Annotated in this window: 9 protein-coding genes, 2 rRNA genes and 1 pseudogene (1 of these 12 cut by a window edge); 11 read left to right on the plus strand and 1 reads right to left on the minus strand. The window is 61.1% G+C overall.

Translation table 11 applies throughout. The features are described from left to right. The 11 genes and pseudogenes from ACZ889_RS09990 to ACZ889_RS10040 form a co-directional block, all read left to right on the plus strand. Positions 1–470, plus strand: a 23S ribosomal RNA gene (locus ACZ889_RS09990) (it extends 2,423 nt beyond the left edge of the window). 131 nt (positions 471–601) lie between these two features. Further along, positions 602–717 (plus strand): 5S ribosomal RNA (gene rrf, locus ACZ889_RS09995). A 328-nt stretch (positions 718–1,045) separates the two neighbouring features. Beyond that, positions 1,046–2,689 carry an acetolactate synthase large subunit gene (locus ACZ889_RS10000; protein ID WP_003254851.1) on the plus strand — a complete coding sequence of 548 codons (1,644 nt, stop codon included), beginning with the start codon at positions 1,046–1,048 and terminating at the stop codon, positions 2,687–2,689. Between the two features lie 143 nt (positions 2,690–2,832). Continuing rightward, positions 2,833–3,035, plus strand: a pseudogene (locus tag ACZ889_RS10005) (amine oxidase); the annotation flags it as partial. A 210-nt stretch (positions 3,036–3,245) separates the two neighbouring features. After that, on the plus strand, positions 3,246–4,142 hold the full coding sequence (locus tag ACZ889_RS10010) for a nitrilase family protein (protein WP_021784467.1): 897 nt from the start codon (positions 3,246–3,248) through the stop codon (positions 4,140–4,142). A 10-nt stretch (positions 4,143–4,152) separates the two neighbouring features. Then, entirely contained in the window at positions 4,153–5,307 is a 1,155-nt protein-coding gene (locus ACZ889_RS10015) for a hypothetical protein (protein WP_180688718.1), read from the plus strand. After that, positions 5,304–6,293: an asparaginase gene (locus ACZ889_RS10020; protein ID WP_180688717.1), complete on the plus strand. Its 990-nt coding sequence runs from the start codon at positions 5,304–5,306 to the stop codon at positions 6,291–6,293. The genes ACZ889_RS10015 and ACZ889_RS10020 overlap by 4 nt, the downstream gene beginning before the upstream one ends. A 91-nt stretch (positions 6,294–6,384) precedes the next feature. Further along, the gene (locus ACZ889_RS10025; protein WP_012051443.1) at positions 6,385–6,936 is read left to right on the plus strand and encodes a UPF0149 family protein; all 552 of its coding nucleotides are present in this window, start codon (positions 6,385–6,387) and stop codon (positions 6,934–6,936) included. Between the two features lie 174 nt (positions 6,937–7,110). Further along, entirely contained in the window at positions 7,111–7,740 is a 630-nt protein-coding gene (locus tag ACZ889_RS10030; protein ID WP_012051444.1) for a glutathione S-transferase family protein, read from the plus strand. A 27-nt stretch (positions 7,741–7,767) separates the two neighbouring features. Next, entirely contained in the window at positions 7,768–9,804 is a 2,037-nt protein-coding gene (locus ACZ889_RS10035; protein WP_180688716.1) for a pyridoxamine 5'-phosphate oxidase family protein, read from the plus strand. 108 nt (positions 9,805–9,912) lie between these two features. After that, on the plus strand, positions 9,913–10,809 hold the full coding sequence (locus ACZ889_RS10040; RefSeq protein WP_180688715.1) for a LysR family transcriptional regulator: 897 nt from the start codon (positions 9,913–9,915) through the stop codon (positions 10,807–10,809). 72 nt (positions 10,810–10,881) lie between these two features. Here ACZ889_RS10040 and ACZ889_RS10045 read toward each other — a convergent pair whose 3' ends face one another. Next, the gene (locus ACZ889_RS10045; RefSeq protein ID WP_180688714.1) at positions 10,882–11,751 is read right to left on the minus strand and encodes an aldose 1-epimerase; all 870 of its coding nucleotides are present in this window, start codon (positions 11,749–11,751) and stop codon (positions 10,882–10,884) included. Positions 11,752–11,770 lie beyond the last annotated feature (19 nt).

Consider the following 11,770-nt stretch of genomic DNA (forward strand, 5'->3'; position numbering starts at 1 on the left):
AGGTACTCCGGGGATAACAGGCTGATACCGCCCAAGAGTTCATATCGACGGCGGTGTTTGGCACCTCGATGTCGGCTCATCACATCCTGGGGCTGAAGCCGGTCCCAAGGGTATGGCTGTTCGCCATTTAAAGTGGTACGCGAGCTGGGTTTAGAACGTCGTGAGACAGTTCGGTCCCTATCTGCCGTGGACGTTTGAGATTTGAGAGGGGCTGCTCCTAGTACGAGAGGACCGGAGTGGACGAACCTCTGGTGTTCCGGTTGTCACGCCAGTGGCATTGCCGGGTAGCTATGTTCGGAAGAGATAACCGCTGAAAGCATCTAAGCGGGAAACTTGCCTCAAGATGAGATCTCACTGGGATCTTGAATCCCCTAAAGGGCCGTCGAAGACTACGACGTTGATAGGTTGGGTGTGTAAGCGCTGTGAGGCGTTGAGCTAACCAATACTAATTGCCCGTGAGGCTTGACCATATAACACCCAAGCAATTTGCTGACGCAGATTGCGGTGGTGAAGACGAAAGACCCGAAAATTCGTAAGACCACAAACATCACATATCCGGATTCGCTGGGCTGTCCATCTGGACATTCTGGCAACAGAATTTCTTGACGACCATAGAGCATTGGAACCACCTGATCCCATCCCGAACTCAGTAGTGAAACGATGCATCGCCGATGGTAGTGTGGGGTTTCCCCATGTGAGAGTAGGTCATCGTCAAGATTCATTTCGCAAAACCCCTATCTGCGCATGCAGGTAGGGGTTTTGTCTTTGTGGGCAAAAAAACTGGACCTGCTCGAATCACTGTGGGAACAGGCAGCTCGGTGGAGGGCACCGGCTTCGCCGGTGTTCGCGGGTAAACCCGCTCCTACAGAGGATGGTGCGACGCCAGGCTAGAATGGCTTCCACGCATCATTAACGTGACTTTCCCGCACCCCCCCTACGTCAAGACTTTGGTTCGGGGCACTTCTGCTCTGGACCTGGCGATGCCAGCGTACCGTGCTGCGCATTTCTGGACTTCCCCGTCCCATCACTTGAGGTAGCAAGCAAGATGGCCAAGGCCGCCGATGTCGTTGTGCAATGCCTGGAAAACGAAGGTGTCGAGTATGTATTCGGCATTCCCGGTGAGGAAAACCTCGACCTGCTCGAATCCCTGCGCAAGTCGAAGATCAAGCTGGTACTGACCCGTCACGAGCAGTCTGCAGGTTTCATGGCTGCCACCTACGGTCGTCTGACCGGCAAGACCGGCGTCAGCCTGTCGACCCTCGGCCCTGGTGCCACCAACCTGGTGACCGCCAGCGCCTACGCCTACCTGGGCGGCATGCCGATGATGATGATCACCGGGCAGAAGCCGATCAAGAAGTCCAAGCAGGGTCGCTTCCAGATCATTGACGTGTGCGGCATGATGGACCCCATCACCAAGTACACCCACCAGTTCGCCTCGGCCGACAACATCCCGGCCCGCATGCGCGAAGCCTTCCGCCTGGCCGAAGAAGAAAAGCCGGGTGCGGTGCACCTGGAGCTGCCGGAAGACATCGCCGCCGAGCAGACCGACGCGCTGCCGATCCCGCGCAGCCTGCACCGCCGCCCGCTGGCCGAGCACGTGGCCATCGAAGCTGCCGTCGAAAAACTGCAGAACGCGCGTAATCCGATCCTGGTGATCGGTGCCGGTGCCAACCGCAAGATGACCGCCAAGGTCCTCAAGCAACTGATCGACAAGACCGGCATCCCGTTCATCACCACCCAAATGGGTAAAGGTGTGGTCGACGAGCGCCACCCGCGCTTCCTTGGCAACGCTGCGCTGTCGTCGGGCGACTTCGTTCACCGCGCCGTCGAAGCCGCCGACCTGATCGTCAACATCGGCCACGATGTGATCGAGAAGCCGCCCTTCTTCATGGTCCGTGGCGGCACCGAAGTCATCCACATCAACTTCCGCTCTGCCGAAGTCGATGCTGTGTACTTCCCGCAAGTAGAAGTGATTGGCGACATCGCCAACGCCGTATGGCAGATCAGTGAAGCGCTGAACGACACTTCGCACTGGGACTTCACCCGCCTGATGGCCATCCGTGAAGCCAACGAAGCACAGATCGCCGAAGGCGCCGACGACGACCGCTTCCCGGTCTACCCACAGCGCATGGTGGCTGACATCCGCCGTGTACTGCCATCCGAAGGCATCGTCGCCCTGGACAACGGCATCTACAAGATCTGGTTCGCCCGCAACTACAAAGCGCACAAGCCAAACACCGTGCTGCTGGACAACGCCCTGGCGACCATGGGCGCCGGCCTGCCATCGGCAATGGCTGCGCACCTGGTGCACCCCGACCGCCCGGTAATCTCGGTGTGCGGCGACGGCGGCTTCATGATGAACAGCCAGGAACTGGAAACTGCAGTACGTCTGGGCATGCACATCACCGTGGTGATCCTGCGTGACGACGGCTACGGCATGATCCGCTGGAAGCAGGCCAACATGGGCTTCACCGATTTCGGCCTGGACTACGGCAACCCGGACTTCGTCAAATATGCCGAAGCCTACGGCGCCAACGGCCACCGTGTGGAAAGCGCCGAAGGCCTGCTGCCGCTGCTGGAGCACTGCATCAAGACCCCAGGTGTGCACGTGATCGACTGCCCGGTCGATTACAGCGAGAACGACCGCATTCTCAACAGCGAGCTGCGTGAGCGCGCGCTGGCGGTGTAAGCCCTGACGACCTTATCGCTGTAAGCCGGCACCCACAGGTATCTCACGATCCTGTAGGTGCCGGCGGGTGGTAGATGGCAACCACTTCACGCCTGTTGCAAGTGATCATTCTCAGGTTCTCTACTCATGGAGAACACGAGAACATGACTATTGGTTCAACACACAACCATCCTGCCGATCTGGCCATCGACCCATCACTGCCTATGCAGCCATGGGCCGCACGTTTTCCTAATCCCCGGATCTCTGCTTCGACTACCGCCGTCTTATCGAACAAAAGGGAGGCGTCGCACGCGCCACACAACCCGATCACCGAATTTGCATCGTCGGTGCCGGAGTTACCGGGTTGCTTCAGCACAGTTCAATGGTGACTTTACCCTTGAGTACTACCCACACTATCAGGTTGGGAAATAACGGCGTACGGGGCATTTTGTAGGGGGAGTCCTACCGCCATTGTGTGATTTTCCTTTGGTTCCATAGGACTCTCCTGACTGTCGCTCCCTGACCCAACATCGCTTTACTGGCGTCCTTCCAAAACAACCACAAGAAGGAAGCCGCCATGTCTGAATCCTGTTCCCCCGTCAGCCCCGTACGTATCGCTGTCATCCAGTACGACCCTCAGGTCGGTCTTGAGCACTGTGAGAGCAACGTGAGCAGAGGCCTGGCATTGGCCCGGCGCGCAGCACGCGAAGGTGCCAACCTGATCGTACTGCCTGAACTGGCCAACACGGGCTACACCTTCAACTCCCGTGCCGAAGCCTATTCCCATGCGCAGGTGCTGCAGGACGGCCCTTGCCTGAAAACCTGGGCCGACTTCGCCAAGCAGTACCAGGTATACCTGGCTGCGGGGTTTGCCGAACGTGACGGGCTGAAGCTCTACGACAGTGCTGTACTGTTTGGCCCCGAAGGCCTGCTCGGGCACTACCGCAAAGCGCATCTGTGGAACCAGGAAAAGCTTTGGTTCACCCCCGGTGACCTGGGGTTCCCGGTGTTCGAGACGCCTATCGGCCGTATCGGCCTGCTGATCTGCTGGGACATCTGGTTCCCGGAAGTACCACGGGTGATGGCCGCGCAAGGTGCCGACATCATCTGCAGCCTCAACAACTGGGTATGGACCCCGCCGCCGTTGTTCGATGATGCAGGGCGCTGCATGGCCTCGTACCTGACCATGACGGCAGCGCATGTCAACAACGTTTATATCGCCGCCGCGAACCGTGTCGGCAGCGAACGGGGCGGGCGCTTCCTGGGCTGCTCGCTGATCGCCGGTACCAATGGCTGGCCGATCGGCGAGGTGGGCAGTGCAGAAGCCGAGGAGATTATCTATGCCGATGTCGATTTGAGCAGTGCACGCTCGGCACCTATCTGGAACAGCCTCAACGACCTGCCAAGAGACCGGCGCACCGACCTCTACGATGCCACCCTTGGCTATCGCTTGCATGCACCTATGCCACGTTGAGGAGTTGCGAATGAACACGCTCTTCTTCTCACGACAGCAATATTGGCTTGCGTTGATTTTCGGCTGCCTGCTGGTGTTTCTCGCTGCAAGCCTTGGCCATGGCCAATGGCTGGATTATGCACAGAGGGTGGCGACGCTCGATGAGCCGCTCAGCCGCTTGCGCTGGATTGTTGGTGATATCAGTGAAGTGGCTTTCTACAAGCACGAACTGCCCGCGCTGGGCTTGCTGCTGGGGGCGTGCCTGGCGCACTGGGCGCAGCTGCGAGGGTACCGGTGGCAGGGCTTTGCCATCTGCTATGGCAGCGGATTATGGCCATGGGTGTTTACCAGCTCGCTTTTGGGTTTGCTGCTTAGCCATGTGTTGTGGGGATGGACCTTGGCCAGTGGCACCTGGCAACCCACCTTCGTTGCCTTCGTGTCATTGCCGGCAGCCATGGTCTTGCTTTTTGGTGCGGGCTGGCGGGTGACGATCACAGGGGCGCTACTGGGGGCACTACTGGTAACACCGGCCAGCCTGCTGATGGTCAATTACCTGTGTTATCCCCTGCAGTTGCCAGTGGTAGTGGGCAATGTGAGTGGCATGGCTGTGGCAAGCGTCGTGGCCTTCATCCTGTGCAAGCGCTTTCCTTCATGGGTACGCCAATGCGGTGAACCCACTGTCGTGGCGCCGGTTGTCAATCAGCCTGACTACGGTGTGGTCTGGACTTTGCGGCGCGTTCTGGCCGACTTCAGCGAAGCCCCATTCTTTGGTAATGAACTGGCCAGCCTCGGGCTACTGCTGGGTGTGTTGCTGGCTTACCTGTTGAGCCCGGCTGCACTGTCCTACGGTTCTATGCTGGTGATGCAGATGGTGGCCGGGCAGGCCCTGGCATCCCTGGTCGGGGTTGTATGCTGGCGTGGACAGTGGAAAGCCCGTGGGTGGTACCCTACCTACATTCCGATTGTGTCGATCGTTCCGGCCGCGGTGTTGACACATGGCGGCAGCTGGCAAGTGGTGGTGGCCAGTGCAGTGCTGGGTGCACTGGTGGCTCCGCCGCTGGCAGTGGCGATCACTCAGAGGTTGCCGGCCTATGTGCATGGCTACATCGGCAATGTGGTGTCGATGGCCATCTGCACGCTTGGCATTGTGCCGGTAGTCGGGTTGATTGTGGGGGGAGAAGCATGAGCGAACATTCGAGCCTGCCCAGGCTGTCGATCGCTACTCTGGGCGGCACGGTCAGTATGCGGGCCGGTGCTGTCGGGGATGGTGTGACGCCAAGCCTGGATTGTGAGCGGCAACTGCTTCAGGTTCCACAATTGCGCGAGATGGCGCAGTTGAACGTTGCTTCATTGTGCCTGCTCCCCAGTGCATCGCTGGGCTTCGCGACGTTGCTGGAGGTGCTGGCATGGGCCCGTGGCGAGGTGGAGCGCGGAGCTCAGGCCTTGGTATTGAGCCAAGGGACCGACAGCCTTGAGGAAACGGCCTATTTCCTGGATCTGCTCTGGCCATTCGATGTGCCATTGGTGATGACCGGTGCCATGCGCTCGGCGAGTCAGCCGGGCAATGATGGGCCGGCCAACGTGTTGGCTGCGGCTCAGGTTGCATTGGCACAAGACAGCCGTGGGCGAGGTGTGCTTGTGGTCATGAATGATCAGGTCCACTGCGCGGCAAGGGTTCGCAAGACGGCCAGCCTGGCGATGGCGGCATTCGAGTCGCCCGGATGTGGCCCGTTGGGCGACGTTGTGGAGGGGAGCGTGTTGTATCGCCATCCGCCTGGGCGGCGGGAAGTGTTGCCGTTACCGTATCGCATCGACCAGCGCGTTGCCCTGCTGGAAGCCTGCCTGGACGCAGACACGGCGCTGCTGCAGGCTGTGGCCACACTGGGTTACGAAGGGTTGGTCATCGCCGGTTTCGGTGCTGGTCATGTTTCTGCCAGTTGGTCCGAAGTGCTGGAACACTTGGCGCCCACCTTGCCGGTATTGGTTGCTACACGCACAGGGAGAGGGCCTACAGCCCGGGCAACCTACGGGTTTGCTGGTGCAGAAATCGACTTGCAGAAAAAAGGCGTCTACATGGCTGGGCCACTCTGCCCGCGCAAGTGCCGCATCTTGCTCTGGCTGCTGATAGGCGCCGACCGGCAACATGAGCTGCAGGCCTGGTTGCAGCCCTGAACCATCTGCCCGCGCAGTCGTTCGCGCGGGCAGCCCTTCCGGCGTTGCTGTGCTAGGGTGCACACACTTTTGCTCCCCAGGATTTTTACCCATGCTCCCCGTACTCAGCAAAAAAGAACTCGACCGCCTCGAAGACCTGCTGATCACCTATGGCAATGACTACTCGGTGCTGAACCTGGCCGAGCTCAATGGCTTTTTCGTCGCGCTGGCCAGTTCGCCGATCACTGTCCACCCGGAGCAATGGCTGCCCGCGGTGGCGGGTGGCAAGGTACCGAAGTTCAAGAAGCCCGCGCATGAGGAGGCCTACACGGCATTGATGCTGCGTTATGCCAGCCAGGTGGCAGAAGAACTCAGCAATGGTGTCGACCAGTTCGAGCCGCTGTTCGAGGAAAGCGAGGGCGAACAGGGCACTGTGATCGTGATGGAGGAGTGGTGTTTCGGCTACATGCGCGGTACCCAGATTGCCGGTTGGGGCGAGTTGCCACCGGAGCAGGACCCGCTGCTCAAGGCCATTTCGCTACATGGGCTGGAAGATAATTTCGAGCTGCTGGACCAGATGAGCGAAGAGGATATCCAGGCCTGTGTGCCGCAGGTGGTCGAGGCTGCGCGCGGGCTGTACCGACATTTCAAAAAGCGGCACTGATCTGATATCTGCATGGGCTAGTGCTCACCTGCCGGCGCCAGCGCAAGTGTTTGGAAACCATTATTCCGCCCCGCGAAATTATGGTTTCCCCTGCGCACTGATTCTGCTACCAGCCGATCCAGTGCAGCATGTGCTCCATCAGCCCCATCCCGGCGCTGACCAGGAGCCAAGCCCATGTCGAACCCGATCAAGCTCTACAACTTCCCCAAGTCTGGCCATGCTCATCGCATCGAGTTGATGCTCTCGCTACTGAACCTGCCCACCGAGCTGGTGTTCGTCGACCTGGCCAAAGGCGCGCACAAGCAGCCGGACTTCCTCGCCCTCAACCCGTTCGGCCAGGTTCCGGTCATTGATGACAACGGCACGGTGATTGCCGACTCCAACGCCATCCTCGTCTACCTGGCCAAAAAGTATGACAACGGCGCTTGGCTGCCCGAAGAACCTGCCGCCGCCGCCCGTGTGCAACGCTGGTTATCAGTCGCTGCCGGCCCGCTGGCCTTTGGCCCGGCCGCCGCCCGCCTGGTCACGGTGTTCGGGGCTTCATTCAATGCCGACGAAGTGATTTCCCGTGCCCACACCTTGCTCAAGGTGATCGATGCCGAGTTGGCGAAGACGCCATTCCTGGCGGGTAGCACACCCACGATTGCGGACATTGCCAACTACTCCTACATCGCTCACGCCCCTGAAGGCAACGTGTCGCTGGAGCCCTATGCCAATGTGCGCAACTGGCTGGCGCGGATCGAGGCGCTGCCGCGTTTCGTCCCCATGCCGCGCACCGTGATCGGGCTGCAAACCCACGCCTGAAACCCCGCCATCGCGAGGAGCGCCGCCATGCAACAATCTCCTGATCACCGCCCCTCGCCCTGGCATACGGGTGAAAAGACCCTGCAGGAAAAGGTCGGTGTAGCAGAACGCATGGAGGCGTTCGGGCAAAAGGTCATTCGTGACCACATGCCCGACCAGCACCGAACGTTCTATCACCAGTTACCCTTCATGGTCGCCGCCAGTGTGGATGCCCAGGGTCGGCCTTGGGCCACGCTGCTGGAGGGGCCAGAAGGGTTCGTAAGCTCGCCCGACCCTCGTATGCTGACGATCCACACCACGCTGCCAGCAGATGACCCCGCCACCCCCGGGTTGGCAGCCGGGCAGGCGGTCGGCCTGCTGGGGATCGAACTGCACACCCGTCGGCGCAATCGCATCAACGGGCAGATCCGCCACGCTGCCCAAGGGCAACTGCAAGTGGCCGTAGAGCAGGCGTTTGGCAACTGCCCGCAGTACATCCAGTTGCGTGACTACACCCGCGTCACCGAACCCGCCCTCGGGCGCATCGATGCGACAACACTGGATACCTCAACCGTCAGCATGATCCAGGCGGCCGATACCTTCTTCGTCGCCAGCTATGTCGAGCATGCTGACGGCCAGCGCTCGGTGGATGTCTCCCACCGTGGTGGCCGGCCAGGGTTCATCAAGGTCGAAGGCAATCGGCTCACCATTCCCGACTATGCTGGCAATCTGCATTTCAACACCTTGGGTAACCTGGTGGTCAACCCGCGGGCCGGCTTGCTGTTCATCGACTTCAATAATGGCAACGTGTTGCAACTGTACGGGCGTGCCGAGGTGCTGCTGGACAGCCCGGCCATCCAGGCCTTTGAAGGCGCTGAGCGGTTATGGACACTGCAGGTCGAGCAGGTGGTGTGGCGTCCGGCAGCCGTTGCCCTGCGCTGGGCTTTCAAGGAGTACGCGCCGACCAGTCTGATGACTGGTACCTGGGCCGAGGCCGATGCGCGCCTGGAGCAGCGGCAACAACAGCGCCAATGGCTGGCCTGGCGGGTGCTGCGGGTGGAGCAGGAAAGCCGCGACATCCGCTCGTTCTATCTCGAACCACCGGCAGGCTGCCGTGTGGCCTTTGCCCCTGGCCAGCATCTGCCTGTGCAAGTGCCGCGTGATGGCGAGCCGGCGCTGATCCGCACCTACAGCCTTTCAAGTGCCCCCGACGATGGATTCTTGCGCATCAGCGTCAAAGCCCAGGGCCCGGCTTCGCGGTATCTGCATGAGCGCGTTGTGGCCGGCGATGTGCTGAATGTGCGGCCGCCGATGGGCAGCTTCACGCTTGACCAGCAAAGCACGCGCCCGTTGGTGCTGATCGGCGCGGGCGTGGGCATCACGCCGTTGCTGGCCATGCTGCGCCAGCAGTTGAGGACAGGGCAGGCCCGGCGCATTCATCTGTTCCATGGCGCACGCAGCCTGGCCGACTTGCCGTTCCAGCAGGAACTGGCGACCTTGCAGCAACAGGCTGGCGAACTACTGCATATACACCGCGCCCTGAGCCAGCCTGAAGGGCACGCGCAGGTCGGTCGTGATTACGAGTTTGCCGGCCGGTTGGGTATCGAACAGGTCAAGGCAACGCTGGCGTTGGACGACTACGATTTCTACCTGTGTGGGCCGGGCAGCTTCACCCAGCAGCTTTACGAAGGGCTGCGTGGGGTGCATGTGCCGGATGCGCGGATTCACGCCGAAGCGTTTGGCCCGTCGACGCTGCGGCGGCACACCGACGCAGACCAGCCAATCTTGCAACAGCCGCCTGCCGCCGACGAACCGGTGCCGGTGTATTTTGCTGCGTCGGCCAAGGAGGCTCGCTGGGTTCCCGGTAGCGGCACCTTGCTGGAACTGGCCGAGGCGCGTGGGCTGGCACCGGAGTTCAGTTGCCGGGGTGGTTCGTGTGGTACCTGCAAGACCCGGCTGGTGAGCGGCCAGGTGCATTATCCGAATCCGCCGGCAGAGTTGCCGGAGGCAGGGTCGGTGCTGATCTGTTGTGCTGTGCCAGCGAAGGGGGAGGAGGGGATGCAGGCGTTGGTGCTGGATGTCTGATTGAAGCCAGTCGTAGGAGCGGGCTTGCCCGCGAAGAGGCCGGCACAGCTAACACCACGCATCCAGATGAACGATAATCCGCACGCCCCATTACCCTCAGGAGCCCGCATGGACCAGATCCACCTGATGAAGGTATTCGTCGCCGTCGGCGAGCTGGAAAGCTTCGCCGCGGCTGCCCGCCGTCTGGACATTTCTGCGGCCGCCGTCACCCGCGCCGTCAGCGCCCTGGAAGAGCAGCTCGGGGTCAAACTGTTGCTGCGTACAACCCGCAGCGTGCGTCTGACCGAGGCCGGCGGCCGCTATCTGGAAGACACCCGGCACATCCTCGCCAGTATCCACGAGGCCAATGAAGCCGCTGCCGGCATCAACGCGACTCCCAGGGGCGACCTGGCGGTGACCGCGCCGATTTTGTTCGGCAAGAAGTTCGTCATGCCGTGCATCGTCCGTTACCTGCAGCAGTACCCGGAAGTCGACGTTTCCGCGTTTTTTCTCGACCGCGTGGTGAACATGGTCGAGGAGGGCATGGACGTGGCCGTGCGCATCGGGCCGTTGCCTGACTCCGGGTTGAAGGCGCTGCGGGTGGGCAGGGTGCGGCGCATGTTGTGTGCCTCGCCCGACTACCTGGCGCGCCATGGTGTGCCGACGCATCCGTCGGACCTGGCCGGGCATGCGATAATCGGCACCACCAACCTGTCGCCGCGTGCGGGTTGGCGCTTCGGAGTGACCGAGGAGCCGACCTTGGTGCGCATGAAGCCGCGGCTGACGGTCACCAGCAATGACGGGGCAATCGCAGCTGCCAGCGGCGGGCTGGGGATTGCCCGGCTGCTGTCGTACCAGGTGGCAGACGAACTGGCCAGCGGGCAGTTGCAGGTGCTGCTGGCCGAGTACGAAGAGGCGCCCTGGCCCATTCATGTGCTGCACCGCGAAAGCAAGTACGGGTCGGCCAAGGTCAGGGCCTTTATCGACATGCTGGCGCAAGGATTGCGCGATCAGCAGCTGGATTAACGTCGTACAGCGGGTCGAAAAGGATGCCAGACAATGTTCGCTATCGTGGCGGCCCTTTTTCAGGCAACCTGCTCACAACGCCCGATACTGCATCCTGAACCCCAGGTTCATTGCCTCCCCCTGGTGCAGCAACCGCAATCCTGGTCGCCCTGGCAGGTGGTGCGCATTGATGGGGTGGCTAACCGGCTCAAAGCAGAAAAAGCCTTGCCCTTGCGGGCAAAACAGCAAGAAGTGTTCAGCCCCGCTGGCACTGCACGCCAGTCGATAACCCGCGCTGGGTTGTTCGATCACACATTCCCCTGGCCAGCCACTGAAGGCGTGATCAACCACTGTCTCGGGTAAACGCCCCATGGCATTGAAGCGCCATTGTTCGGGCACTTCGGCCTGGTACGAGGGCAACCGCCCATCCTCGGCCAGCCACACTTTGCGTGCCGATGCGTACAACTTGGTATCGGGATACCTCGGAAAGTAAGGGTGCAACCCCAACCCGTACCAGTTGGCCGACTCATCCAGATGGGTTACATGCAGGTCCAGGTTCAGGCACCCCTCATGCAGATGCACATCCAGCGTGGCCCGGTAAGCAAACGGCACAGCACTGTCTAGCGTCAGCCGTGCTCGCTGTTCACTGTGATGCTCCACCTGCCAGGCCTGTTGCCAGGCACTGCCATGGATCGGGTAAGGGTCATGCCCGGTATTCGGTGCCAGTGCCTGCCACCCCTCGGGCCGGGCAAAGCCACCCTCGCCAATGCGGTTGGACCAAGGCGCCAGTGGGTAGCAGGCGAGGCGTCGTGGCGTACCACTTTTCAGTGCGGCCAGGTCGGAATGGCGCAGCAGCGCTTGCCCGGTCGCTTTCACTTCCCAGTTGACCAGGCTGGCGCCCAACTCCGGAGCCAGGCTCAGGCGGGTCAGGCGGTCCTGCAGGTGCAGTTCGGTCACAGACATTCAAGGCTCCATTTAAATG

It is taken from the genome of Pseudomonas sp. TE3895 (assembly GCF_056278855.1).

Coding starts and splice junctions, on each gene's coding strand:
- ACZ889_RS10000 (WP_003254851.1), top strand. CDS start 1,046: ATGGCCAAGGCCGCCGATGTCGTTGTGCAATGCCTGGAAAACGAAGGT.
- ACZ889_RS10010 (WP_021784467.1), top strand. CDS start 3,246: ATGTCTGAATCCTGTTCCCCCGTCAGCCCCGTACGTATCGCTGTCATC.
- ACZ889_RS10015 (WP_180688718.1), top strand. CDS start 4,153: ATGAACACGCTCTTCTTCTCACGACAGCAATATTGGCTTGCGTTGATT.
- ACZ889_RS10020 (WP_180688717.1), top strand. CDS start 5,304: ATGAGCGAACATTCGAGCCTGCCCAGGCTGTCGATCGCTACTCTGGGC.
- ACZ889_RS10025 (WP_012051443.1), top strand. CDS start 6,385: ATGCTCCCCGTACTCAGCAAAAAAGAACTCGACCGCCTCGAAGACCTG.
- ACZ889_RS10030 (WP_012051444.1), top strand. CDS start 7,111: ATGTCGAACCCGATCAAGCTCTACAACTTCCCCAAGTCTGGCCATGCT.
- ACZ889_RS10035 (WP_180688716.1), top strand. CDS start 7,768: ATGCAACAATCTCCTGATCACCGCCCCTCGCCCTGGCATACGGGTGAA.
- ACZ889_RS10040 (WP_180688715.1), top strand. CDS start 9,913: ATGGACCAGATCCACCTGATGAAGGTATTCGTCGCCGTCGGCGAGCTG.
- ACZ889_RS10045 (WP_180688714.1), bottom strand. CDS start 11,751: ATGTCTGTGACCGAACTGCACCTGCAGGACCGCCTGACCCGCCTGAGC.